We start from the raw sequence: 26,700 nt of genomic DNA on the forward strand, positions 1-26,700 counted from the left end.
TGACAAAAGTTTTTTATTATCTCTTATGGGTATCAATTTAATTAAGTTATACAATTAATAATTTTAAAATACAGTATTAGTTTTTTTAAAGATTAAAGGAGGATAACATGGCAGATAATAAAGAAAAAAAGAGTATAAATCCAATGGATAAAAATGGTTTAGGCGACCCTTTGTCAAGTAAGAATGATGTAAAAGGAGATAATCCTTATATATCTAGAGCTCAAGGAAGTCCAGTAGAAAATAACCAAGATATGATGACAGCAGGTATCAGAGGACCTGGTGTAATGGAAGATACTTGGTTATTTGAAAAACATGCACACTTTAATAGAGAGGTAATACCTGAAAGGAGAATGCATGCCAAAGGTTCAGGAGCATTTGGAACTTTTAAAGTAACAAATGATATCACAAAGTATACAAAAGCTAAGATTTTCTCTGAAGTAGGAAAAGAAACTGAGATGTTTGCGAGATTTTCTACTGTTGCAGGTGAAAGAGGTGCTGCTGATACAGAAAGAGATATTCGTGGATTTGCTTTAAAGTTTTATACAGAAGAAGGTAACTGGGATTTGGTTGGTAATAATACTCCAGTATTCTTTTTTAGGGATCCTATGAAATTTATTGATCTTAATCATGCTGTGAAAAGAGATCCTAGAACTAATATGAGGAGTCCTAATAATAACTGGGATTTTTGGTCATCGCTTCCGGAATCACTTTTACAAGTAACAATAATAATGACAGATAGAGGTATTCCATCTTCATTTAGATATATGCATGGATTTGGATCACATACATATTCATTAATAAATGCTGATAATGAAAGAGTGTGGGTAAAATTCCATTTTAGATCTCAGCAGGGGATACAAAACTTTACAGACCAAGAGGCTGAGATGGTAGTGGCAAAAGATAGAGAAGCTAGTCAAAGAGATCTATATACATCAATCGAGAAGGGAATGTATCCAAAATGGAAAATGTATATTCAGGTAATGACAGAAGAACAAGCTAGAAATATGAAGAATAATCCATTTGATCTGACTAAAATGTGGCTAAAGAAAGACTTTCCATTTATAGAGGTAGGAGAATTTGAATTAAATAGAAATCCAGAAAATTATTTTCAAGATGTAGAGCAGGCTGCATTTAATCCGGCACATAATGTACCAGGAATTGGATTCTCACCAGATAAAATGTTACAAGCAAGAATTATGATGTATGGTGATGCTCAGAGATACAGATTAGGTGTCAACAATCACCAAATTCCAGTGAATAGACCAAGAGGAATGAAAGATGGAGATTATCATCCATGGCATAGAGATGGACAGATGAGAATAGATGGCAACATGGGCTCAGAAAATCACTATGAACCAAATTCATATGGAAACTGGCAAGAAAATCCTAGAGGATATATGCCAAGTCAAGATGGTGGCCAGGTAGATAGATATGATTATAGATTAGACGATGACGATTACTATACTCAGCCAGGTATGCTGTTTAGAGCTTTGACTGAAGATCAAAAAGAAGTGTTGTTTGCCAATACAGCTAGAAATCTAGGAGATTCTACACTTCAAATTAAACACAGACATATAAACAATTGTTATCAGGCAGATCCAGATTATGGTAAAGGAGTAGCTAAAGCACTTGAAATCAATATTGAAGATGTAGATCTTAATTTACCGAATAGAGATTCAAGAAAAGGTAATTATGATGCAAATAATGCCCATCCAGAATTAAATGTACCAAGTAAAGATATGGGAGCAAAAGATTGGAAAGAAATAAAGACAGACTATGATCCAAAATCTTTTATTGAACCAATGAAAGATCCATTTGTATTATAAAAAAATAAATTTGAATTTACAATTAGAGAACAAGCTAAATGAGCACGATTGTATCGTGCTTATTTTTATGAAAATTAATTTAAATAGTAAATCGATAGCAAATTAGCGAGGTGAAAACAGTGAAAGAAAGATTTAAGACTAAAAGTGCTGTATTTTTATTGTTAAAAATGAATGATAAAATTTTGATGCAAAAAAGAATGAATACAGGTTTTTACGATGGATATTATGATTTGACAGTGAGTGGTCATATTGAAGAATATGAATCAATAACTGATGCAATGATTAGAGAGGCAAAAGAGGAATGCAATTTAGATATTACAAAGGAAGACATAGAATTATTTACAGTTATACATACATCTATGTATAATGACTTATATTATTTCTTTTATTTTGTAATGGAAATTGAAGAAAATAAAGATTATCACATAAGAGTTAATGAAGAAAATAAAATAGAAGAACTTAAATGGTTTGATTTAGATAAACTTCCAGAATTGTTGGGAGAACACAATAAAATAGCAATAAATAATTATAAAAAAGGAATTAGGCTATCTGAAATTGGCTGGTAAGAAAAGTAATAATTTGTAAATTTGTCTAATAGCAGAACATATGATAAAATAGTAAAAGATGATGCGAAAGCATTATCTTTTTTTTAGAAAAAGGAGGGAGCTTTTTTGGGAATTTTTGATATTTTTAAAAAGAATAAAGATAATAAAAATGGGATAGAAAAAGAATCAAAAAGTGCATCAAATAAAGAGTTTGAAAAGACTCTAAGATTGGATCTTTCTGATGAAGTAAATGATTTAGAAGCTCCTGGATGGGATGCAATTACGCAAGAATTTGATAGAATATATCCAGGGCAGGATAATCCTAAACATTTTGGGACATTTGTAAAATGGATGTTTGGAGGAAATAACCCACTAGACGGAATAAGTATATATGATGGTGGGGATTTCTGGCACTTTGTATCTTATGGTATGACTGAGTTATATGAAAAGGAGTCGCAGAATTTAGAAAATAGTGGATATGGATATGAACTAACGTTTAAATTGAAAAAAGATGATTATGTAGATGAAGAATACGAGATAAGAAATATATGTGGTATAATGCAAAATATTGCAAGACAAGTATTTCTAAATGATGAAGTATATAAGCCATATGAATTTATTGAATATTCAAAAAATCAAGGAGTAGATGCAAAACATCAATCAAAGATTACTGGATTTATATGTGTACCAGATTCTAGTATAAGAACACTAGATACAGATTATGGAAAAGTAGAATTTCTAGAGTTAGTAGGAGTGACAGATGATGAATTGACATCATTAAATGATTATTGTAATGTAAAGGATTTGTATATAAGGCTGGGTAGTGATATCACAGATTATAATAGAAAATCACTGTTATAATAAATAAGAAAAGAATAAAAATTATTAAGTAGAAAGTATAGGATTTTTCTGGATAAATTTATAGCCATGCAATATGCATGGCTAATACTCTATATTTTTACAAATCTCATTACTCATTTTAAACAACTCTTCGCTAAACAATATTAGCATAACATTCATATCATTATTGAGTAAGAATTTTTTTATCTGATTTATTGCTACTTCAATGGCTTTATCTTGGGGATATCCATAGACTCCGGAAGATATTAGTGGGAATGCTACGGATTTTAAATTATTCTCCTTAGCAAGTTTCAATGAATTTTCATAGGCGGATTCTAATAAATTTTTTTCTCCATGATTACCATCTTTATATACTGGGCCAACTGTGTGAATTACAAATTTTGCTGGGAGATTATAAGCTTTAGTTATTTTAGCATGTCCTGTTTGACAACCATTTAGAGATTTACATTCTTCTAATAGTTTTGGTCCAGCAACTCTGTGAATTGCACCATCTACACCACCACCACCTAGTAGAGAAGAATTGGCTGCATTTACAATCGCATCAACTTTTAATTTAGTTATATCAGTTTTTAATATTTTAAATGGCATATTTACCTCCTATAAAATCTAATATATATTTTGCAATATTATACAATTAATACTCTTATTAGTCAAATATAGAATTTTCACAAATATATTATTGGGTAATAATATATTTATAAGATTAAGTAAGAGGTGAAAAAGATGAATAGTGAAGGATTAATAAGTAGATTAATGATAGGAAACTCTATGTTTCTAGAAACTAATAAATTTATTGGCGATATATCTCTAGATAAAAGAAAAGAGCTTAAAAATGGACAAAATCCATACGCGATAATATTAACTTGTTCTGATTCAAGAATTACATCAGAGGCTATATTTTCAGCAGGATTAGGAGATTTGTTTGTAATACGTGTAGCTGGCAATATAGTAGGTCCTAGTGAAATAGCTTCTATCGAATACGCGGCTAATGTCTTGGGAACAAAGCTTTTAATGGTAATGGGTCATACACATTGTGGTGCAGTAAATTCCGCTATAAATGGTGAAAGTTGTGGACATCTAGCATATGTATTGGATGAGATAAAAGAAGGAATAGATGATGAAACCGACGATAAAAAAGCATCTTTTAAGAATGTAGAGCACAGTATAAATAAATTGAGAGAAAAACTATATTTGACAGATAGATTGGAAATTGTGGGTGGAGTGTACGATATTGAAACGGGCAAAGTAGACTTTTCTATTTAATTATTTATATGTGATTTTGTTATGGATATTTTAATGGATAAAATATAATAAAACTAAAATCAAAACTGACTTTATTATATAAATGTCAGTTTTTTTGTATTAGAATTAGTTAAATTGTAAATAGTGATTACATATGTTAGAATGAAATAATAACATTTTTAAGGGGAGTTTTATGGATAAGCATAAGATAAAAGATAAATTTAATGAAGAAAAAAGAGAATTAAAAGAGAAGAAACATTTAGTAAAACCCATATTTTTAGTTACTATATTGATTTTATTACAAATTTTTTTATTTATATTCATCTATACTATCTTTATTCAAAAGGTTCATTGGATAAATTGGATTTGGATTGTTATAAGGTTTATTTTAATAATTCATATTATAAATTTGGATAAGCCAATTGATTATAGAGTCGCTTGGATTATACCAATAGCTTCTTTGCCTGTATTTGGTATAATGCTGTATTTGTTTTTGGAAATATTGCCTGGACCTAGAATGCTAAGTAGGCGTTTGGAAAAAATAAAAATTAAAAACACGAAACTTCTTACAGCAAATAAAAATATACCTTCTGAGATGGAACATGACCCAAGAGTAGATTATGGTTTAGATAGATATTTGGATAATATTATTGATTATCCAATGCATAAAAATACTGATTTACAATATTATACACAGGGTGAAGAATATTTTGAAAAATTAATTGTAGACTTAAGAAATGCAAAAGATTTTATATTGATGGAATTTTTTATTATAAAACCAGGTATCATGTTAGATACTATAGTAGATATTTTGTCTGACAAGGTAAAAGAGGGTGTAGATGTCAAGTTTATGTATGACGGAATGAATGCATACCATCTGCCAAGTAGCTACAAGAATTATTTAGAAAGTTTGGGAATAGATACACTTGTATTTGGTGCTGTAAAACCTATTTTATCTACTTATCACAACAATCGTAATCATAGAAAAATAGTGGTAATAGATAATGAAATAGCATATACAGGTGGAGTGAATTTATCTGATGAATATATAAACGCTGTTGAAAAATTTGGTCATTGGAAAGATAATGGAATTAGATTGGAAGGTCAAGCCGTAAAGAATTTCACTGTGATGTTCTTTAATCTATGGGACTTATCTAGCGGTAATGAATATAACTTAAATAGATATTTAAGCCATGAATTACTCACACAATCTCAAGCATATGTACAACCATTTGATGACGCTCCAAATGATCAAGAAACAGTGGGTGAAAACGTGTATGTAGATGTATTGAATCAGGCAAAGGATTATGTATATATCATGACACCTTATTTGATTTTAAGTGATAAAGTTATAAATGCAATAAAGTTTGCTGCTAAAAGATGTGTGGATGTTAGAATTATGATGCCAGGTATACCTGATAAGAAAATCGCTTATAATATGGGTAGATCGTATTATGAGCATTTAATTAAAAATGGTGTAAAAATATACGAATATAGTCCAGGATTTTTACACGCAAAATCTTTTGTATCTGATGATATGACTTCAGTAGCAGGTACAATAAATCTTGATTTTAGGTCATTACATCTACACTATGAAAATGCTGTATTAGTATACGATGAAGATTTTGCACTGAAATTAAAGGAAGATTTCTTAAATACTCAAGAAAAATGTAATCAAATGACTATAGAAAAATATAGAGAATTGAATTTTATTTATAGGTTATCAGGAAGAGTATTAAAATTATTTGCTCCTATGATGTAAATAATTTACTCAATTAAGTTATTGAAAATAAATTGAAGCTTTAGGATTTTCGATTTTATAACATAACTAAATAATTGCTTAACAACACCCAAGTTTTCTTGGGTGTTGTTGTATATTTAAATTTAATTTCTAAAGAATATATAATTTTTGCAAAATGCTATTGACAATGATTATCAGTAGTGATAATATTCAATTAAAGTTATCGATAACAACGACTGAATAATTAGGAGGATTTTATGAATAAGAGAATAGCAATGCTGTTTGCAGCAAGTTTACTTACACTTACAGCTTGTGGAGCAAACAATAATGTAAAAGACAGTAAGGACTCAAAAAATAATACAAAAATGGAGCAAAAGGTTGATTCAAATAATGGAAAGAAAGATACGGATAAATCAAAAAAAAATCAAGACGTTTCTATATCTGATTGGCAGGGTACATGGAACGATATGAGTGCTTATTTAGATAACCAAGATTTACAAAGTGCATATGCTGAAGTAGCAAAAAGAGATAATAAAAAGCCAGAAGAAGTAAAGAGGGAATTAAAAAATAGACGAAAAAATGAATTTGGAGGAATAGTTATTCAAGGAAATAAGGTTACTTTCTTAGACAAATTTAAAGATAAGGGTGGAAAAGAGGTATTTTCCTCAGAATATAAATTTATAAAATCATTTGAAACTAAACATGGAAACGAAACTTTAGAATGGGATCAATTTGAAGCTACAGATAAAAATGCAAAATATCCAATTATAATAATGATGCCAATCCATGGTGAAGAAAGTTTAACTCATTTCCATATGAGATATGGCAAAAATATAGATGAACTATTGAAACAGGATAAATGGTTCCCAACATATGTTAAGCCATCGACTACAAGCCAGCAATTGATAGATGAAATAAAAGAGTAAGATAGAAAATGAAAAAAAAGTTGAGATTGATATTTTCATTAGTACTATTAATAATATCTATATCATTTGTAAGTGCTTGTAGTAACAGTAGTGATAATAAGATAAATAAACCAGTTGTTTATACTTCCTTTTACCCAATACATGACTTGGTCAGTCAAGTAGCTGGAGATACAATCGAGGTAAGAAATTTCATGCCTTTAGATAAGAATCCACATCTTTGGGAACCAACGCCAAAAGATTTACAAAGGTTAAAAGATGCGGATGCACTTTTTGTGAATGGTGCTAATATGGAGCATTGGGTGGACCAAGTTCATAAGAATTTGCCAGATTTAAAAATTGTAAGATTATCTGATTCTATCAAACTCATTTCATATAAAGGAGCCGCTGTTATGGGTGATTTTCAGTACATGGCCCAACAAATAGCAGATAAAGATAAGAAATATAAGATAGACTTTGGACATACTCATGAAGATATTTTAAGGGTTGGCTTTATTGATAATTCTAAAAATATGTCAAGAGAAGAATTAATTAAAAAAGGTAAAAAAATGATGGATAGAAAGGGGGAAATTGTCCATCAAAAACACAATATAGATGTAAAAGATGGAACAGTATATGCAATAGAAATGGGGCATGAGCATGGTGAAGTATACTATCAACTACCAAAGAGTGGGAATTGGGTATTTATATCTGATAGAATTTCAGAACCATTATTACCGTATACTTTGCAAGATAGAGAAAAAAACGAAGATTTAAAAGTTCAAAAGTTATTAGAAAATTCTACTTCTGGAGCGGATAAAATAACATATGATCCACACTCTTGGTTGTCTCTAGTAAATGCAAAATCATATTTGAATTCTATAAAGAACACATTATCACATTTATATCCTGATAATTCAAGGCAGTACAATAAAAATAAGGTCAGATTAGTAGACAAGCTAACAGATTTAGAATTAGAATACAAGGATAAATTTTCAAGATTGGATAGAAAAGATTTTGTAGTAACTCATTATGCTTATGAATATTTAGCTAGAGATTTTTCACTTAGACAATTTCCACTTCAAGGTTTGGTTTCAACTGAGGCACCTAGTTTAAAAACAATTAAAAAAGCCATAGACTTTGCAAATTATAAAAAGATAAATACTGTTTTTTATGAGTATGGAGATGATCCCAAAAGTGCAGTATCTTTGGCTGAAGAAATTCATGGACAGGCGATTGGACTTACATCTATGGAGTATGAAACTGATCAGATGAATAAAAATAATGGACATTATCAAGATATAATGAAGTATAATTTAGAAGTTTTATATAAATCATTAAAGGAGGAATGATGAATCAAATTGAAGTAGTAGATCTTACTTTTGGATATACATATGAAAAGATAATAGATAATTTAAATTTTTCTTTGAGAAAAGGTAAAATAGCTACCATAGTAGGAGAAAATGGATCAGGAAAATCTACTTTGCTGAAACTAATATTGGGTGAATTAAAAGCTGAGAGTGGAAAAATAATATTTGAAAATATAAATATACAGGATTTAGCAACATATGAGGATATAGCATATGTACCACAGCTTCAAAATTTCAATCAAATATCATTTCCCATCACAGTATTGGAGATAGTGGTATTAAACCTTTATAGAGATTTTGGATTCATTAAAATAGCATCAAAAAGTCACAAGAATAAGGCTATAGAAGTATTAAAAAAATTAGGATTAGAAAAATATATTCATACACCTTATAATGAATTGTCTGGTGGATTAAAACAAAGAACTATGATTGCAAGAGCTTTAATGCAAGATCCTAAGCTATTAATATTGGACGAACCTACTTCAGGTGTTGATCAAAAAAGTAAGATTGAATTTTTGAAGTTAATAGAGCAAATTAATGAAAAAAATAATACTACTATTCTTATTGTTAGTCATGAACTGACTTTATTGAAAGAGCATTTGAGGATTGACAATTGTTATAAAATGGAAGGGGGTAAATTAATCGATGCTACAATTTGATTTTATGAGAAGAGCTTTAGTGGCAGGTTTTTTACTTTCTATAATGATTCCATTAATAGGAGTGGTTTTAGTAAATAGAAAAACATCTATGCTAGGAGATGCTTTATCGCATACATCACTTGCAGGAGTTGGTATGGGACTAATATTAGGATTTGATCCAGTAATGGGTGCAATAATAATATGTATAGTATCTGCCTTTGCTATTGAGGCTATTAGAAAGAAGTTTCCACAATATGGTGATATGGCAACAGCTGTTATAATGAGTACGGGTTTAGGTTTGGCAGCAATTTTATCAGATTTTGCACCAGGTGGTAATAATTTTGAATCTTATCTTTTTGGTAGTATATCATCTGTTACAAATCAAGATTTAATAAATGTATCTATAGTAGCATTACTAGTATTTTTTATTTCTCTAGTATATTATGGTGCATTACTTGATATATCTATTGATGTTAATTTGGCAAGAATTGCAGGAGTAAAGGTAAAAAGAATAAATTCTATGATTACTTTTTTAGCTGCAATTACTGTGGCTATGGCTTGTAAAATTGTCGGAGCTTTGCTTGTAGCATCTCTAATAGTATTGCCAGTTGCTACGAGTTTAATAATAGCTAGAAGTTATAAACAGACTATGTTATTATCAATAATATTAGGAGTTTTATACACTATGATGGGTATTGTTATATCTTATCATTTTGATTTAAAACCAGGAGGAGCAATAGTAATAAATTCAGTAGTAGGAATGATAATAGTAGTGGTATATAAAAAAATTAGATATTCTTATTTAGATAAGTTTTTAATTTAGATAAAATAAAATATTTAAATTATTTTGAGCAAAAAAATAAAAATGTTTTATTTGCTTAAAAAATATTTTATTTATTTAAAAAATATAGAATAAAATTTTAAAATATTTATTATAATTAATAAATTTTATTAGATTTAAAAATAAAAACAATTTTGGAATACATAATATTAAAAAATTAGGGGTCAATATTTGACCTCTAATTTTTTAGATATATATGATAGGGTATAGTTATAATATGGATAAAGAAAGGAGAAGTAGTTATGAAAATAGAATTTTTTCACGATGTGATATGTAGTTATTGTTTTCCTATGTCTGCTAGAATGAGAAAAATAGCTGAAAGATATGAAAATATTGAAATTATACATAGATCATTTGCGCTTGCTTGGAAAGATGAAGATTATATAAGGCAATTTGGCTCTAGAGAGGCAGTAAAAGATAAAGTAGTAAGTCATTGGCACTTGGCTAATGAAAACGATGATGAGCATAGAATGAATATAGAACAAATGAAAGATGCCGATTTTAATTTTCCATTGTCTAGGTCGGCACTTATAGCTTGCGAATCAGCTAGAAAAGTAGGTGGAGAAATAGCTTATTGGAATGCTTTTGATTCGATACAAAATAAATTATTTGTAGAAAGTAAAAATATTGAATCAGATAAAGTTCTTGAAGAAGCAATAATAAATGCTGGTATTGATAAAGATAAATGGATAAAATTCTATAAGTCTCCTAGCACTGAAAGGGATGTACTAAAAGATATGGAATTATCTGACAAATACAATATAAACGTAGTGCCAACTCTTATAATAAATGGAGATGTGATTTTAGCTGGTGCCCAATCTGAAATTATAATAGAGAATGTTATAAAGGATATGTTAAAATGAAATAATTATAAATAGAAATTGACCAATAAATTGTAAATTATTGGTCAATATATTATTTATAAGACGTTATTTGTATAAATAAATTTTATCTAAAATTAATAATTATATAATAGATACAACCACATTGTTGTTTTTCTCATAAGATGATTTATAAAAATCTTTTAATTTATAAAAATAATATTTGATGTCCTCAGCCATTTTTTCTCTATCTTGAGTCCATGTATTTGGATATATTTCATTTACTATAAAATCTTCAAAATCTACGTTTTTCAAAGCATTCTCTATATCATAGTGCTTTAAGTTTTTGTATATTAAACTAACACTGTAATTATCAATATAGCTAATGTATTCATCTCCAATTATATTCTGTCCCAAAATTGCAACACTTAAAGGATTGTTCTTTATAATACTATTGGCAGGTTTTTTAGTAAATAAAAAATGCAATCCATCCCAAAGCGTTTCAATATTTTCACTATTAAGGTCGTTTAAATCAATTGTTTCTAAAAATTCTAATTTATCTTCGCTATGTATTAGTTTATTTAATTCTTCGTTACTAACTTGCCTATATTCCGCTGTATACATATTAAACCCTCCATTTTAATTAATTAATATAATTATATAACATAAGTAGGAATATTCATATAATTTAATTAGATATAAAATAGAAAAAATTATGAATTTAAAAAATAAGAACTTCATCAAAAAGACATATTTTTGTTGATTTAAGTACATTAAATGATTATATACTATGTTTACAGTTAAAATAAATTAACTGATGTATTTTAAAAAGGAGAGATAAAATGAAGAGAAATATGAAATTAAAATTAAGTGGTGCTGTGATGATGTCAGTAGCATTAATGATGGGAACAAGTGCATTTGCTTCAGAAAATAATATAAGTCAGGTTTCAAGCAAAACAACTACAATACAGAAATCTAACTGCGAAGTTAAAAATTGTGATGAAAAAGTGGATGGCAATACAAGCGCAAATTCAAATGGTGCAAAAAATAATAAAGGACATCATGGGCAAAAAAAACATGGTAAAGATAATAAGGAAAACAAAAACTGCGGTAATGGTGAAAATAAAAAAAATCATAATCATAAAAAAGAACACGAAAATTCAAACATGAAGGATCATAAAGAAAAACATGGAAAAACAAATGAAAATAAGCATATGGATAAAGAAAAACAAAATAATGGACATATAGAAAATAAAGAAAATAAATAGAAAATTTTATTGTAAAAATATTTATTTAATATAAAATTTATATGAATTTGAAATGAAAAATATAAATCATATAAAATAGATTAATACCATAAAATATGTTAAAAATACCCCAAATTTATGTGGATTTGGGGTATAATAATAAGCATATAATAGAAGTTATAGTGAACTGTAAATGAAAAAAATATGAAGAGGTGTTTATGGTATTATGGGTTACAATTATTTAATTAGTATTTCAATTATTTTATTATCTACAAAAATTTTGGGAGGCATAACAGAAAAAATAAGACTTCCACAGGTAGTAGGAGCACTAGTTGCAGGTGTATTAATAGGCCCATCATTTTTAGGGATAGTAGACGATACGAGCTTTATCAATCAAGTAGCAGAGATTGGTGTAATAATTTTAATGTTTATGGCTGGTCTGGATACAGATATTAATCAATTAAAAAGAAGAGGAGTATCCTATTTAATAATTGCTATTTTTGGTGTATTAATACCTTTGATAGGAGGATTTATAACATATTTCCTATATTTCGGAGTTAATTTGAGTTCAAGTCAAGAACTTTTAAAAGCATTATTTGTAGGAGTTATACTAACTGCTACATCTGTATCTATAACAGTAGAAGCTCTCAGAGAATTGGGAACTCTAAAAGGTAAGATAGGAAATTCAATATTAGGGGCAGCAATTTTGGATGATATTATAGGAATTGTAATACTTACTATTGTTACAAGTTTTAAAGATTCACATATTAGTATAAGTTCTGTACTCATAAAAATAGGACTTTATTTTGTGATAATAAGTGTATTTGGAATTTTAGTAGCGATAATAGCTAGCAAAATAGATATTAGAGTAGAGGAAAAGTTAAGAGCGATATATGTATTTGCTCTAGTATTAATAGTATCTTATTTGACAGAAGAATATGCAGGGATTGCCGATATTACAGGTGCTTATTTAACTGGTATAGTTTTTTGTCGTTATAGTATTAGAAATGAGTTGGTGGATAGGATGAGCACATTATCATTTTTATTCTTTTCACCTATATTCTTTGCCAGTATAGGTTTAAAAACAAATATAGAATCTTTTGATAGGCATATGTTAGTATTTACTATTCTTCTTACTTTAGTAGCTATATTCACTAAAATGTTTGGTGCGGGACTAGGAGCAAAACTTTGTAAATATACAAACGCTGAAGCTTTAAATATAGGAGTGGGTATGGTGTCAAGAGGAGAGGTTGCCCTAATAATAGCTCAAAAAGGATTTAATTTAAATATAGTAGATAAGGATATGTTCTCACCTATTGTAATTATGATTATTGTTACAACAGTAATAACGCCAATAATATTGAAATATTCTATGAAAAATGGTCAAGATAAATTATCTTTAAAGCAGGTTTCTTAAGTTAGATAAAACTATGGAAAAAATACTTATTAGAGTATTAATAAATGACAATTTTTAAATAAATTAGTTAAATTTATTTATATAGATTTGATTAATTCTTGCATAAAAACTTTATATTTTATAAAATTAAAGTACAAGTATAAGTTATGCTTGTACTTTTTATAATTTGTCAAAGAGGTGTATTATGATAAAAGCTTTGATAGTTGATGATAATAAACAAATAACGGAAGTTTTAAAGAGTTTTGCGCTCAAAGAAGGAATACAAGTAGATTTAGCTTATGATGGTGAAGAAGCATGGAATAAGTTTCAAGATAATAAGTATGATATTTTATTGCTTGATATTATGATGCCAAAAATGGATGGCTATGAACTCCTAAAAAAAATTAGAAAAATATCTATGGTACCAGTAATTTTAATAACTGCAAAAGGAGAGGATTACGAGAGGATTATGGGTTTAGATTATGGGGCTGATGATTATATAGTAAAACCATTTTCAGTAGCAGAGGTTATGGCTAGAATAAGAGCTATCCTTAGAAGAATAGACATAGACACTAATTCTATAAAAGTAGTCAAAGTGGATAATCTTTATCTTAATCTAGATGAATATTCATGTAAGTTAGATAATAAAGAAATACAATTGACAAAAAGAGAATTTGAAATATTGTGGATGTTGGCAGAAAATAAGGATAAAGTCTTTATAAGAGATAATATTTTAGATAGTCTATGGGGAATGGAGTATTTTGGAGATACAAGAACAGTAGATACACATATAAAAAGACTAAGGGCAAAGTTGAACTCTGAGAAAAATAAGTGGCGCATTTCTACTGTTAGAGGAGTAGGATATAAGTTTGAGGTATAATATGAATAGCAAAATTACAAGAAAATTAGTCCTATATTTTTTGACTATATTATTATTATTTTCCTTAGTTAGTGGAGTATTATTTTTTCTATTAGGGAAAAAGAGCATCGAAGAATCTTCTACAAAATACTTGGAGGACAGAGGAAAAAGAATAGCTTTATTTATTTCAAATATAATGGAAGAAAATTCGATAGAAGAGAGCAATAGATTAAATCAGAATAAATCAAAATCATCAAATGGCAATAATAGAGAATATAGACCTAGAAAATCATTGGGAAATAAATATTTAAAATGGGTTAATGAATTATTGGAAACTGATATTAAAATAGTTAGTAAGTCAGACAAGTCAATAGAGGTAGCTACTGGAAAAAAAGCAATTTATTATGAATCTTTAAATAAAGATGATAAAAAAATAGTAAATAATGCATTTGAAGGTAAAATATCGCATGTAAATAAATCTTCTATCTGGGATAATTCAATAGATTTAACATTAGCAGCACCTGTAAGAAATAATGGGAAAATAATTAGCGTAATACTAATAGATGAAAAAAACTCATTAACACATGAATTTTTAGAGACAGCAAGTAAAATTTTTGTTATGGCAAGCATTGTAGGTGCTATTTTAGTAGCACTATTAGCTATAATATTTGCTAATAGATTTATCAGTCCACTTAAAAAACTTGATAAGACTACAGATGAGTTAATCAAAGGAAATTATAAGGTTACTAGTAATATAGATCAAGATGATGAAATAGGTAATCTTGCCTCTAAACTGGATAATTTAGCACAAAGATTAGAAGAGGCTAGAATACAGTCTGAATCTATATCGCAGATGAAAGATGATTTTATTTCAAGTATGTCACATGAACTAAAGACGCCAGTGACTGTTCTAAAGGCTTCCTTGGAAGCCCTAAATTCTGGTATAATAAGTGATCCTGGTCAAGTTGATGAATATCACCATATATTGTTTAATGAAATAGGATTTTTGGAAAAATTAATTAATGATTTGATGGAGCTGAATATACTTAAAAATAATAAATTTCAAATGAATAAAGAGGAAATAAATATATTAGAAGTTTTAAATGATTCAATCAGAAGTCAGTCATTATTGGCAAGAGAAAAAAATATTGTAATAGAAAAAGAGTATAAAGATTCTATATTGATGTTTAATGGTGACTATACTAGGATCAGGCAATTATTTATCACTATAATCAATAATGCCATTAAGTATTCTAATGAAGGATCTAACATTAATATTAAAGAAACAATTAATTCAAATATTGCTGTCATATCTGTTGATAATATAGGGCAATCTATTGAAAAAAGTGATATAGATCATATATTCGAACCATTTTATAGAGATAAAAAGACAGATAAAAAGGGATTTGGTCTTGGTCTTGCAATAGCGAAAGAAATTGCAGACAAACATAATATAAAAATATTAGTTAAAAGAAATAATCAAAAGACTATTTTTGAATTAGCCTTTGTCATAAATCATATGATATAATAAACAAAAAACAATTAGGAGGGTCTATGCCACAGATTATTTTTAAAGGTGTAAAAAGAGATGAAGTAAAAAAAATAAGCAAAAATTTGCCAAAAGAATTAGGTAAAATATCTGATACGCCAGTTGACTATTTTACAATTGAAAGACCAGATACTGAATATTTCTTTGGAGGAGAAATTTTTGATATGTATCCACTGATAGAAGTTATTCAGTTTGATAGGGGGCAGGAAGTTGAAAGCCAAATGGCAAGCAAGATACAAGAGAATGTAAAAGAATTTGGTTATAGTGAGTGTGAAGTGTACTTTACACATATAGAAAAAGAAGATTATTATGAATAATAAATAAAGGCTATCTTATTTGATAGCCTTTATTTATATTTAATATTATAATAAACTCAGTGTGATATATAAATTTTGATTGCATTATTGCATTCTTTGCATTATAATAAATAATACAAAGAATGCAATATATATTTTTAAATAAATAATAATATAAAGGGGGTTATTTTATGCTTTTGGATTTAGACTTTTCTTCTTCTATACCAATATATATGCAAATTAGAAATAAAATCGTACTAGCAATAGCAAATGGAGAATTAGAAAATGGAGAAAAATTGCCTACTATTAGATCCCTTGCTGATGAGATAGGTATAAATATGATGACTGTAAGTAAGGCTTACCAACTTTTAAAAAGTGAGGGATATATAATAACTGATAGGAGAAGTGGTGCAAGCGTTAGTTATAAAAAAGAAAATACTAAATACAGCAAAGAGACATTAGAAGACTTAAAGCTCAAAATAGCTGAGTTAAAAATATCTGGAGTAAGTTATGAGGAATTAATAGATTTATTGAAAAAGATTTATGAGGAGGTTTAATCATGGGAAATTTTATAATGTTAATATCAGCAATAATAATGATACCTATGATTTTTTATTTTTTGTTTAATGAAACTAAATTTAAGAAAAATATAGCAATAGGTGTAACAATACCAAGTTCTGAGCATGAAAATAAAGAAGTTGTAGCTTTATTAAACTCATTTAAATCAATAATTATATTCTTGGCAATATTTTTCACTATTACAATATTTGGAATTTTGGTAATCGATTCTGCATATTTAATTTTGTATTTTATGATTTGGATTTTACTTTTGATTATAATACCATATATATTTTACTATAAATACAACATTAAGTTAAAATCAATAAAAATAAAAAATGGGTGGAAATTCAATAAAAAAGATATAATTATAAGGGATATAAAGTCTATTCAAGATTATAATTACCTATCTATGTATGTTTTTTTACCAGCAATTATATTACCTTTTATATTCTTATTTTTAGATAAAGATTTTATGATTGGATATCTGACATTTGGAGTATTATCATTTATATATGCTTTGTCTTACAAGTATCTGTATAGAAATAAGGCTGAGATGGTAAATGATAATACGAAATTAACTTTTGTACTTACACAAATCAGAAAATATAATTGGGCAAAAATATGGGTAATAAATGCCTATGCAAATATTTTACTTGCATTTTCAACGTATTTATTTACAAAAAATATAAATGTAGGAATATTGATATTTATATTAACTATTATAGTAATACTAATTTCATGTGTTATTATAGAATTTAAGGTAAGGCAAATGCAGGAGATATTGACAAGAGGAATAGCAGATAATTTTTATATAGATGAGGATGATTATTGGATAGGCGGTTTATTTTATTATAATAAAAATGATTCAAAATTAATAGTAAATAATAGAGTAGGTATAAATTCATCCATAAATATGGCAAAACCAGCTGGAAAGATTATAAGTTTTATTACTTTAATAATTATACTTTCTATGCCTATAATAGGTATAGAAACAGCAATTGATTCAAAATCTCCAATAGAAATAAATGTGACAAAAAATGAGTTAACAGTAAATAGGTATCATGATTCATATAATTTAAAATTGAAAGATATAGAAAAAATAAAACTTATAAAGGACATAGATAATGAAAAAATGTCAAAAATAGTTGGATATGGTGATGATAATGTTTATAGCGGCACATTTAGAGATTCAAAAGAGGGTGAAGTAGAAGTTTGCTTAGATCCAAATGTTGGACCTCATATATTAGTTCAAACCAAGGATAAGAAAAAATATATTTTTGCTAGTAGAGATAAAAATAAAAATAAAGAAATTTTTACTAGATTAAATTTTAAAATAAACCGAGCATCTTGTAAATGAAAGAATTTGAGATAAGTGCTAGTTTAGTATATTAGAGTAATTTTATTTTGATAAGGAGTGTATAAAATGAGCGAAAAAGTTGTAAAGTACAAGTGTAGACCGTGTGGATATGTATATGATCCACAAGTCGGTGTGCCGGAATATGGTATTAATCCAGGTATAAACTTTGAAGATTTACCGGAAGATTGGACATGTCCTAAATGTGCTGCCAGTAGATGGATGTTTGAAAAAACAGAATAATCTGTGTTTTTACTAATAATCTGTTAATAGATATATAATTTAAACAATTAAGATTTTTAGTGGCTAGTCTAATTTTTTATCTTGACATTATCCTAAATTCATTGATAGACTATATATAATAATAATTTTATGATAGGAGAAATCGTATGAAAAAGATTTTAAATTTAATTATGGCAACTGCTTTGGGATTATCTTTGGTTGCTTGTGGTTCTAAAGAGGAAACAAAGAAATTTGAAGGGACTGTAAATGGTATAAAGATAGAAAATACTTATACAGCTAAAGACGACAAAATTATTAAGCAGGTATCAAAAAATGTAATTAAATATGCTGATTTGAATATTACAAAAAAGGAAGATAAAGAAAAAATTAATGCAATGATTAAGCAAAAAATTGATGAAAATAACAAGCTTAAGGGTGTAAAGGACGAATTAAAGATTAGTGATACTGAATTAGTAGAAAATATAGAAATAGATTATACTAAAGCTGATTTAAAAGAATTAAAGGAAAAGAAAGTTATACAAGCAGATGGTGATCTTTCAAAGGGATTGAGTATGAGTAAAACAGCGGAAGCACAGAAGAATAGTGGTTTAAAAGAAGTAAAAAAATAATATAAATTAAAAGATCTTGATATTATCAAGATCTTTTAATTTGCAATATACTCATAATATATAGAGATAAAAATTAAGTATTAATAAAGAAAAAATAAAAAAAAAGAAAATTTAAATTAAAATAATAAATTTTCTTACTATTATATTGATTAGATATAGTAAAATTGTTAAACTATTAAAATAAAATATTAATTTAGGAGAATTATTATGAAAAAATTTTAAGTTTAGTAATGGCGTCATTTATAGCATTTTCGCTTATTGGATGTGAAGAAAAAGTAGTAACTAAGAAATATGAAGGAACAAAAGACAAGATAAAAATAGAAGCAATGTATACTGCTAAGGGAGATAATATAACTAAGTCAGTAGAAAAAGTAAGCATCAAATATGCTGATATTGGTGCACAGGATCAGGAACAAAAAGATGCCGTAAAAAATGAGATGAATAAAGATATTGAAAAGATTAATAAATTTAAAGGTGTAAAAGCTAATTTAGAAAGCAATAACGATGGTATAACATTAACTGCTGATATAGATTACACTAAAGCTGATATTAAAGAATTAAATTCTAATGAAATAACTAAAATAGATGGAGCAGATGATACAAAAAGTATTAGTTTAGAAAAAACAGATGAACAAATGAAAAAAGATGGATTTAAAGAAGTGAAATAGATAAAAATGAGTCTATAGAATTTTTTCTGTAAATTAGCCTTCTATGGCTAATCTGCCGATTAGGCAATATTTAAAATTAGATAATTGATTATGGAGAGTTTGGAGAAAATCCAACTCTCCTATTTTTATAATATAGTTAATTTTTTATACGTCAATAAAAACTGAAGAATAGTCAGTTTTCAATCTAATAGTTTATGCATTCTTCGAACATAACTGATAGCTCTCGAAAAATAGAACCCCAGTTTCTAATAGGATAAGTCCATTTTTTACTTATTTTCTCAACAGAGAGAAACAACGCTTTTTCGAGAGAATACACACCATCCAAATTTTGCATAGCTTGTTGTTCACTACCTGATAAATAGATTGATTTAAGATCTGAAGCGAATTTTTTTTGTCTTTTCTTTATAAGCTCTCTTTTTCTTCCTCCCATAATAAAAGTCCTTCTATGATAATTTAATTTTACCATAGAAGGACTTACTATTTTACAGAGTTTTTTCATAGAATCCCTTATGGTTTGTCCAGTAAGGGTACATATCAAATTGAGGTATTTTTTATTCCTTATAACTTATATCATCAAATACAAAATCGTGAAGTATTTTTATAGATGATTTTTCAAATCTTACGACCCATCCATGGTTTCCATATATGCCACCTTGTGCATATTTCGGATTGTCAACTAAAGGAAATTCAAGTTGCTTAACCTCTGAAGTATCCAATCCCATTACATTTAGTCCGTATCCTAGAATATCTTTTGAAGACATATTTGTTTTTATATAAGGTGTGGCAGCTTTCAAAAGAGCAGGGTATTTTAACTTAGATGAATTTTTTACTTCCTTCATAATGCTTGATACAATCATTCTTTGTCTATTATCTCTACCAAATGCACTGTCATTATGTCTTATTCTAGCAAAAGCAAGTGCTTGATATCCATTTAATTTTTGTTCTCCAGTGTTTTCCACAAGTTTCATAGGACCTTTATCTTGATTTTTACTCCATTCATAAGTTTCAGGTATAAATTTATTCATCTCTTTCATTTCACCTTTGTTTACATTTACAGTAACGCCATCAAGTGAGTCTATTATTGCTATAAAAGAATCAAAGTTTATCAATACAAAGTCATCTATATCAATATCAAAATTATTTTCAATAGTCTTAATAAGTAATCCTTCTTTACCATATGCGTAAGCATGAGTTAATTTAGACATTCCATATCCAGGTATCTTCACAAAAGAATCTCTAGCAAATGATGTTATCTTTATATCATTATGTATAGTATCTATTGTTAGCATCATCATAGAGTCAGATCTTGAAACTTTTTCTCCTGGTCTAGCATCTGTACCCATTATTAAAATATTCTTTATACCATCTTTGTGAGTATGTGAATAGTCTTCTAGTTCACTTGTATCAATATTTTTATCGTGCATATCCCCAAACAACAATGATGTCATTGCTAAAGAGGCTAATGGTATTACTATTACTAATACAAATAAAAACACAACAAATCTTTTTAATTTGGACATTTTAGCACCGCCTTTCAAAGTAATTTTACACTTATTATATTAAATTATCCATAACTATACAAAATAAAAAAGCAGTTTTACTGCTTTTTTATAAAAATTTATTTATTTTTAGAAATTTTCATTATTTGAGTCAGAATTAAATTCATTACTAGATGAATCAAATTTAGATTGATTATTATTTTGCTCATTAGAAAATTCATCACTATCTGAAGAATTACCACCTATTGGTAAGCCGGAATTTCTATATTCTGGATCTCTTGAATATTGAGATATTTTACCTGATTCTTGCCATTCTAGTGTGGCTTTTTTGATGTCTTCTTCAGTAGGTTTTTTATCATCAAATATAAATTTATGAAGTAAATCAACTTCATATTGTTCAAATGGTATTACATATCCTGCGTGAGGAAGTCTTATTTCATTCTCTGGATGAAGTGGAAACTGCTGTGTAGTAATATGTAGATTGTCCATATCCATTACATCCATACCTAATGCCATCATTTCACCAGGAGACATATTAGTTTTTACATAAGGCTTTACAGCGTTTAAAATCTTAGGATATTTTGTAAAAGATGTTTTTTCTAGTTTTTTGACTATGGCTTCTATTACTTGTCTTTGTCTATCGTCTCTTTGCATTGTACCATCATTTTTTCTAATTCTAGAAAATGCCAAAGCTTGATATCCTTTTAAATTTTGAACTCCAGTTTTTGTGAACTTTTCAAATGGGGGTTTATTATCTTTCTTATCCCAATCGTAACATTCTTCAACAAATTTATTCAACTCATTAATTTCGCCTTCTTTAACATCTACTTCCACACCACCTAAAGCATCTATGGTATCTATAAATGAGAAAAAGTCAACTTTTGCATAATATTGAAGATCTAATTTAAAGTTATCCTCAATTGTCTGGATTGTAAGTTTTTCTTTACCATATGCATATGCATGGGTTAATTTTTCATAACCATGTCCAGGTATTTTTACATAAGTATCTCTACCTAAGGAAGTTATTTTTAGTTTTTTGTGCTTTGTATCAACTGTGAGAATCATCATTGAATCAGATCTTGATACTTCTTCACCTGGTCTAGCATCACTACCCAAGAGTAGTATATTTGTAATACTGTTGTCAAATTTATATTTATTTGTTTTTAGCATATCAAATTCATCAGTGTTGTGCATAGTTTTTAATTTAGTATATATAACCCCAGCGAATATAGTAGGGAATGCAATTACTAAAACCAATAAAAAAATCACAAGTTTCTTTAACTTGGACAAATTATCACCTTCTTTATTTTATTATAAAATTACATAGCTCTTATATTATATAAAATTTGTAATAAATAGTAAATAGTAAAATTGAAGTAATTAATAAAAAAGTTAACACAACACTTATATAAAAATTACACATTATGTTATAATATATAAGATATAAAAAGGAGGTATTGATGATTAAGTTAGTGGTAGTAGATATGGATGGAACTTTTTTAGATGATAAGAAACAAAAAAGTCCTGAATACGTAAAAGTGATAAAAGAATTAAGTAAAAAAGGAGTACAATTTTGTGTTGCCAGTGGCAGACAAATGGGTAGTATAAAAAGAGAATTTAAAGGTATAGAAGATTATGTGATTTTCATTGCAGAAAATGGTTCTGTAGTAGAGTTTGATAATGAGATAATTTTGCATCAGCCTATAGACAATAAAGTAAGACATGAAATTATAAAAAAGCTAAAAAAAGATTATAGTGATAAGAAATTAGTATACTGTACAAAAGATATGTCTTATATTGATGATTATGATGAAGAGTCAAAAAAAAATGCTCAAACTTACTTCCCAGTACATACAGTAGTTGACAATTTTGAACAAGTGGAAGATGATCCTGTAAAAATATCAATTTATTCAAGAAATGGATATGATGAGGACTGTGCAGAAATAGAAAAGATTTTTTCTGATAGAGTAAAATTATGTGCTTCTGGATTTGAATGGATTGATATTATTAGGAAAGATGCAAGCAAAGGTAATGCACTTAAATTAATACAAAAAAAATTAAATGTTAGCACAGAAGAAACAATGGCATTTGGCGATCAAATGAATGATATAGAGATGATAGAAAATGCAAAATATAGTTATGCAATGGAGAATGCTGTAGAAGCCATAAAAGAAAAAGCTAATTTTATCGCACCATCAAATAATGATTTTGGTGTAATACAAGTTCTAAAAAAGGAATTTAATATCAAGTAGGTGATTATTTGCTAAAAAAGAAGAAAAGAAGAAAATTAAATAAGAAAAAATTATTTTTAGTGATAATAGTATTTGCTATTATATTGGCATTAATATTTAAGATCTTTACTTTTGCCTTTTCTTTAATAAAGCCTGATAATAATCAAACTAAAGAAAAGGTAAAAACAGCTCAAGAAATAGAGAATGAAGAAGAAAGAAAAATCAATATTACAATTGATCCAGCCAAAGGTGGAAAGAATAAGGGGTTAGCCACTAAAGATGGCGGTATGTATGAGAAGGATATTAATCTTGAAATAGCAAAATTGATAAAAAACAATTTAGAAAAGCATTCAGATGTAAATGTCAAGTTGACTAGAGCATACGATGACGATCTTTCTCTAGAAGACAGAAAAAAGATAATTAATGAAAATAAAACAGATATTTTAATATCAGTTAGGTTAAATGGACAAAGTTCAAGTGATGAAGCTAGTGGAATAGATACGTATTATAATTCTGAAAATGTGAAATCAGAAGTTAAAAAAAATAGTAACATATCAAATGTAGAGGCTAAGAATACAAATAAAGACTTAAAAAACAGCAATAAACAAGATTCAGATTCTAAGGCAGATAGTGAATATGATGGTGATAGCACAAAAAATAAAGATGATAGAAAACCGCTATCTAAATATTTGGCAAGTTCAGTTCAAACGACTACATTGTCTTTTATAGATATGAAAGATAGAGGTGTGGTTAAGAATGATATAGATATATTATCTTATGTAAAAATGCCTGCGATTGTTATGCACTGTGGATTTATTTCTAACAAAGCTGATGCTGAAAAACTTGAAAATAATAAGCATAGAAGTGATATAGCAAATGGTATAAGTGAGGGAACTCTTTTATTTATAGATAATTATAGAGGTGAAATATTTAAGGATAGAATAAACTATAGGTAACAAAGAATATTATAATAATTTGAAAATGAAAAAAATTTCAAAAAACTTCAAAAAATATGGTTATTTTTTGGAAAATAGAGTAAAATAGTAAATATAATATAAATTGTAATGAAAGAGGGACCTTAATAGACCATATAGGGACAAAAACTCTTTTATGATTGTATATGGAGGAAAATTATGGAAAAGAAAGTAACAATAATCAATGAAACAGGGCTACATGCTAGACCAGCTAGTATGTTTGTACAGCAGGCAAATAAATTTAAGTCTTCTGTAGAACTTATTCATAATGGAGAAAAAGTAAATGCGAAATCTATCATGGGTATAATGAAATTAGGTTTAGCGAAGGGAACTGAGGTAACTATAGAAACACATGGTGAAGATGAAGAGCTAGCACTTAATTCTATAGTAGAATTAGTTGAGAGTGGATTTGGCGAAAAATAGCTATCAAAAAGTTAGGAGGCTTATCCTCTTAACTTTTTTTGTATATATTATTTATGATTTTTATCGGACTGTGGAGGAATTCATATGGAATTAAAGGGAATAGGAGCTTCACCTGGTATTGCTATAGGTAAGGCTTTAGTAATAAAAAATGAAGAAATAAAAATTGATAAGAAAACAAATGTAGATATTCAGGCAGAGATAAAAAAGCTTAGAGATGCAATTGTATTATCTAAAAGAGAATTAGAACAGATAAAAAATAAAGTGGCTCATGAAGTAGGTGAAGAAGAAGCTGAAATATTTGGAGCACATCTTTTAGTATTAGAAGATCCTGAGTTAATAGGTGAGACTGAAAATAAGATAAAAAACGAAACTGTAAATGCTGATTTTGCTCTAAATGAAACAAAAGAAATGTTTGTTAGTATATTCGAATCAATGGATAATGAATATATGAGAGAAAGAGCAACAGATATTAAGGATGTAACTAATAGAGTCATAAGACATATATTAGGTATAAAAGTGGTTGATTTATCTTCATTAGATGAAGAGGTGATTTTGGTAGCCCATGATTTAACACCATCTGATACGGCTTCAATGGATAAAGAAAAAGTGCAAGGTTTTTTAACTGATATTGGTGGAAGAACATCTCATACAGCTATAATGTCTAGAACCTTAGAAATACCAGCAATAGTAGGTATAGATAATGCTACTACTAGTATTAAGGATGGAGATATACTAGTATTTGATGGAGATAATGGAGTGCTAATAGTGAATCCTGAAAAATCTATTATCAATGAATACAAAGAAAAGAAAAAAGTTTTTGAAGCAGATAAGCTTGAGTTGGAAAAATTAATAGGCCAAGAATCACTTACAGCTGATGGTAGAAAAGTTGAGTTGGCTGGAAATATTGGAACACCGAATGACTTAGAAGGTCTTATTAATAATGATGCAGAAGGTGTAGGTCTTTATAGAACTGAATTTTTATACATGGATAGTGATAAATTCCCTGATGAAGAAACACAATATCAGGCATATAAAAAAGTTTTAGAAGGAATGAAGGATAAGCCAGTAGTAATTAGAACACTTGATATAGGTGGAGATAAAAAGCTAAGCTATTTTCATATGGATGAAGAAATGAATCCGTTTTTAGGATATAGAGCTATTAGACTTTGCTTAGACAAAACTGAAATTTTCAAGACTCAACTAAGAGCTTTATTTAGGGCTTCTGTGCATGGAAAGTTGAGAATAATGTTCCCGATGATATCTTCTTTAGAGGAATTATTAAAAGCTAAGGATATTTGTGAAGAAGTAAAGGAAGAATTGAGTTCAGAATCTATTTTATATTCTAAAGATGTTGAAATTGGTATGATGATAGAAGTTCCATCTGCAGCAATTATATCTGATATACTTGCAAAGCATGTAGATTTCTTTTCAATAGGAACAAATGATTTAGTACAATACACATGTGCAGTTGATAGAATGAACCAAAAAATTTCTTATTTATACAACCAATTTAATCCTGCTGTATTAAGACTTATAAATCTAGTAATTAATAATGCACACCAAGAGGGAAAGTGGGTAGGTATGTGTGGAGAATCAGCTGGAGATGAGAAAATGATACCAATTTTATTAGGGTTTGGTCTTGATGAATTCTCAATGTCTCCAATATCAATTTTAAGAGCTAGAAGATTAATAAAGTCTTTAAACGAAGAAGATATGATAGAATTGGCAGAAGAAGTGCTGGATTTAGAAAGTGCTGAAGAAGTAGAAAAATATATGGATGATTTCATTGCTAGTAGAAAATAATATAAGCATATATAATATATTAAGGGGCCGTTTTACGGTCCTTTTATTATTTCACATTATCATATTTTTAATATTTCAATGAATTTAGATATTTAAAAAGGATTAGTATAGCATAATAAAAAGAAATAGTATATTACAAATAAAAAATATACTTGAAAGTCTAGACTTATATAATTAATTGTGCTAATATATATTTAAGGAA

Annotated in this window: 28 protein-coding genes and 1 pseudogene; 24 read left to right on the forward strand and 5 right to left on the reverse strand. The window is 27.9% G+C overall.

The window, feature by feature from the left end; all coding sequences use genetic code 11:
• Positions 1 to 107 precede the first annotated feature (107 nt).
• From O0R46_RS03550 to O0R46_RS03560, 3 genes are all read left to right on the forward strand, one after another.
• Positions 108 to 1,826 (forward strand): catalase, encoded by a 1,719-nt coding sequence (locus tag O0R46_RS03550; protein WP_331275619.1) that lies wholly within the window; start codon positions 108 to 110, stop codon positions 1,824 to 1,826.
• Positions 1,827 to 1,945: 119 nt separating this feature from the next.
• Positions 1,946 to 2,392 (forward strand): NUDIX domain-containing protein, encoded by a 447-nt coding sequence (locus O0R46_RS03555; protein ID WP_269312204.1) that lies wholly within the window; start codon positions 1,946 to 1,948, stop codon positions 2,390 to 2,392.
• A 105-nt stretch (positions 2,393 to 2,497) separates the two neighbouring features.
• A complete protein-coding gene (locus tag O0R46_RS03560; protein ID WP_269312205.1) occupies positions 2,498 to 3,232 on the forward strand; it encodes a suppressor of fused domain protein in 735 nt (244 codons plus the stop codon).
• A gap of 81 nt (positions 3,233 to 3,313) precedes the next feature.
• Here O0R46_RS03560 and O0R46_RS03565 read toward each other — a convergent pair whose 3' ends face one another.
• On the reverse strand, positions 3,314 to 3,820 hold the full coding sequence (locus O0R46_RS03565; protein ID WP_331275620.1) for an O-acetyl-ADP-ribose deacetylase: 507 nt from the start codon (positions 3,818 to 3,820) through the stop codon (positions 3,314 to 3,316).
• Positions 3,821 to 3,955: 135 nt separating this feature from the next.
• On the opposite strand from O0R46_RS03565, the gene O0R46_RS03570 reads away from it, so the two are divergent.
• The 7 genes from O0R46_RS03570 (at position 3,956) to O0R46_RS03600 (ending at position 10,829) form a co-directional block, all read left to right on the forward strand.
• Positions 3,956 to 4,495, forward strand: a complete 540-nt coding sequence (locus O0R46_RS03570; protein ID WP_269312206.1) for a carbonic anhydrase — start codon at positions 3,956 to 3,958, stop codon at positions 4,493 to 4,495.
• Positions 4,496 to 4,667: 172 nt separating this feature from the next.
• Complete coding sequence (gene cls, locus O0R46_RS03575; RefSeq protein ID WP_269312207.1) at positions 4,668 to 6,236, forward strand: cardiolipin synthase; 1,569 nt, start codon at positions 4,668 to 4,670, stop codon at positions 6,234 to 6,236.
• Positions 6,237 to 6,472: 236 nt separating this feature from the next.
• On the forward strand, positions 6,473 to 7,141 hold the full coding sequence (locus tag O0R46_RS03580) for a ZinT/AdcA family metal-binding protein (protein WP_269312208.1): 669 nt from the start codon (positions 6,473 to 6,475) through the stop codon (positions 7,139 to 7,141).
• Between the two features lie 8 nt (positions 7,142 to 7,149).
• Positions 7,150 to 8,469, forward strand: coding sequence for a metal ABC transporter substrate-binding protein (locus O0R46_RS03585; protein WP_269312209.1), 1,320 nt, complete (start codon positions 7,150 to 7,152; stop codon positions 8,467 to 8,469).
• On the forward strand, positions 8,469 to 9,146 hold the full coding sequence (locus tag O0R46_RS03590) for a metal ABC transporter ATP-binding protein (RefSeq protein WP_269312210.1): 678 nt from the start codon (positions 8,469 to 8,471) through the stop codon (positions 9,144 to 9,146). Before O0R46_RS03585 ends, O0R46_RS03590 begins: the two co-directional genes overlap by 1 nt.
• The gene (locus O0R46_RS03595; RefSeq protein ID WP_269312211.1) at positions 9,133 to 9,948 is read left to right on the forward strand and encodes a metal ABC transporter permease; all 816 of its coding nucleotides are present in this window, start codon (positions 9,133 to 9,135) and stop codon (positions 9,946 to 9,948) included. The genes O0R46_RS03590 and O0R46_RS03595 overlap by 14 nt, the downstream gene beginning before the upstream one ends.
• A gap of 260 nt (positions 9,949 to 10,208) precedes the next feature.
• Positions 10,209 to 10,829 (forward strand): DsbA family oxidoreductase, encoded by a 621-nt coding sequence (locus O0R46_RS03600; protein WP_269312212.1) that lies wholly within the window; start codon positions 10,209 to 10,211, stop codon positions 10,827 to 10,829.
• 102 nt (positions 10,830 to 10,931) lie between these two features.
• Here the strand turns inward: O0R46_RS03600 and O0R46_RS03605 are convergent, their stop codons facing one another.
• The gene (locus tag O0R46_RS03605; RefSeq protein ID WP_269312213.1) at positions 10,932 to 11,411 is read right to left on the reverse strand and encodes a DUF1877 family protein; all 480 of its coding nucleotides are present in this window, start codon (positions 11,409 to 11,411) and stop codon (positions 10,932 to 10,934) included.
• A 218-nt stretch (positions 11,412 to 11,629) separates the two neighbouring features.
• Here O0R46_RS03605 and O0R46_RS03610 point away from each other — a divergent pair, with 218 nt between their 5' ends.
• The 10 genes from O0R46_RS03610 (at position 11,630) to O0R46_RS03655 (ending at position 19,568) form a co-directional block, all read left to right on the forward strand.
• The gene (locus tag O0R46_RS03610; RefSeq protein WP_269312214.1) at positions 11,630 to 12,055 is read left to right on the forward strand and encodes a hypothetical protein; all 426 of its coding nucleotides are present in this window, start codon (positions 11,630 to 11,632) and stop codon (positions 12,053 to 12,055) included.
• Between the two features lie 205 nt (positions 12,056 to 12,260).
• Positions 12,261 to 13,451 (forward strand): cation:proton antiporter, encoded by a 1,191-nt coding sequence (locus tag O0R46_RS03615; RefSeq protein WP_269312215.1) that lies wholly within the window; start codon positions 12,261 to 12,263, stop codon positions 13,449 to 13,451.
• Positions 13,452 to 13,635: 184 nt separating this feature from the next.
• Positions 13,636 to 14,310 carry a response regulator transcription factor gene (locus O0R46_RS03620; RefSeq protein WP_269312216.1) on the forward strand — a complete coding sequence of 225 codons (675 nt, stop codon included), beginning with the start codon at positions 13,636 to 13,638 and terminating at the stop codon, positions 14,308 to 14,310.
• Between the two features lies 1 nt (position 14,311).
• The gene (locus O0R46_RS03625) at positions 14,312 to 15,817 is read left to right on the forward strand and encodes a sensor histidine kinase (RefSeq protein ID WP_269312217.1); all 1,506 of its coding nucleotides are present in this window, start codon (positions 14,312 to 14,314) and stop codon (positions 15,815 to 15,817) included.
• Positions 15,818 to 15,843: 26 nt separating this feature from the next.
• The gene (locus O0R46_RS03630; protein ID WP_269312219.1) at positions 15,844 to 16,155 is read left to right on the forward strand and encodes a DUF1904 family protein; all 312 of its coding nucleotides are present in this window, start codon (positions 15,844 to 15,846) and stop codon (positions 16,153 to 16,155) included.
• A gap of 170 nt (positions 16,156 to 16,325) precedes the next feature.
• On the forward strand, positions 16,326 to 16,691 hold the full coding sequence (locus O0R46_RS03635; RefSeq protein WP_269312220.1) for a GntR family transcriptional regulator: 366 nt from the start codon (positions 16,326 to 16,328) through the stop codon (positions 16,689 to 16,691).
• A 2-nt stretch (positions 16,692 to 16,693) separates the two neighbouring features.
• Entirely contained in the window at positions 16,694 to 18,052 is a 1,359-nt protein-coding gene (locus tag O0R46_RS03640; protein WP_269312221.1) for a hypothetical protein, read from the forward strand.
• Between the two features lie 66 nt (positions 18,053 to 18,118).
• Positions 18,119 to 18,292: a rubredoxin gene (locus O0R46_RS03645; protein ID WP_269312222.1), complete on the forward strand. Its 174-nt coding sequence runs from the start codon at positions 18,119 to 18,121 to the stop codon at positions 18,290 to 18,292.
• A gap of 146 nt (positions 18,293 to 18,438) precedes the next feature.
• Positions 18,439 to 18,900 carry a DUF1307 domain-containing protein gene (locus tag O0R46_RS03650; protein WP_269312223.1) on the forward strand — a complete coding sequence of 154 codons (462 nt, stop codon included), beginning with the start codon at positions 18,439 to 18,441 and terminating at the stop codon, positions 18,898 to 18,900.
• Between the two features lie 230 nt (positions 18,901 to 19,130).
• Positions 19,131 to 19,568, forward strand: coding sequence for a DUF1307 domain-containing protein (locus O0R46_RS03655; RefSeq protein WP_269312224.1), 438 nt, complete (start codon positions 19,131 to 19,133; stop codon positions 19,566 to 19,568).
• A gap of 184 nt (positions 19,569 to 19,752) precedes the next feature.
• Here the strand turns inward: O0R46_RS03655 and O0R46_RS03660 are convergent.
• From O0R46_RS03660 to O0R46_RS03670, 3 genes and pseudogenes are all read right to left on the reverse strand, one after another.
• Positions 19,753 to 19,968 (reverse strand): annotated as a pseudogene (locus O0R46_RS03660) (hypothetical protein); the annotation flags it as partial.
• Positions 19,969 to 20,119: 151 nt separating this feature from the next.
• Positions 20,120 to 21,088, reverse strand: coding sequence for an LCP family protein (locus tag O0R46_RS03665; protein WP_269312226.1), 969 nt, complete (start codon positions 21,086 to 21,088; stop codon positions 20,120 to 20,122).
• 108 nt (positions 21,089 to 21,196) lie between these two features.
• Positions 21,197 to 22,336, reverse strand: coding sequence for an LCP family protein (locus O0R46_RS03670; RefSeq protein WP_269312227.1), 1,140 nt, complete (start codon positions 22,334 to 22,336; stop codon positions 21,197 to 21,199).
• 191 nt (positions 22,337 to 22,527) lie between these two features.
• Between O0R46_RS03670 and O0R46_RS03675 the strand changes: the two genes are divergently transcribed.
• The 4 genes from O0R46_RS03675 (at position 22,528) to ptsP (ending at position 26,498) form a co-directional block, all read left to right on the forward strand.
• The gene (locus O0R46_RS03675) at positions 22,528 to 23,319 is read left to right on the forward strand and encodes an HAD family hydrolase (protein WP_269312228.1); all 792 of its coding nucleotides are present in this window, start codon (positions 22,528 to 22,530) and stop codon (positions 23,317 to 23,319) included.
• 8 nt (positions 23,320 to 23,327) lie between these two features.
• On the forward strand, positions 23,328 to 24,254 hold the full coding sequence (locus tag O0R46_RS03680) for an N-acetylmuramoyl-L-alanine amidase family protein (protein ID WP_269312229.1): 927 nt from the start codon (positions 23,328 to 23,330) through the stop codon (positions 24,252 to 24,254).
• A 177-nt stretch (positions 24,255 to 24,431) separates the two neighbouring features.
• Positions 24,432 to 24,695 (forward strand): HPr family phosphocarrier protein, encoded by a 264-nt coding sequence (locus tag O0R46_RS03685; RefSeq protein WP_269312230.1) that lies wholly within the window; start codon positions 24,432 to 24,434, stop codon positions 24,693 to 24,695.
• 84 nt (positions 24,696 to 24,779) lie between these two features.
• A complete protein-coding gene (ptsP, locus tag O0R46_RS03690; RefSeq protein ID WP_269312231.1) occupies positions 24,780 to 26,498 on the forward strand; it encodes a phosphoenolpyruvate--protein phosphotransferase in 1,719 nt (572 codons plus the stop codon).
• Positions 26,499 to 26,700 lie beyond the last annotated feature (202 nt).

It is taken from the genome of Peptostreptococcus equinus, from assembly GCF_027125355.1.
GTDB lineage: Bacteria > Bacillota > Clostridia > Peptostreptococcales > Peptostreptococcaceae > Peptostreptococcus > Peptostreptococcus equinus.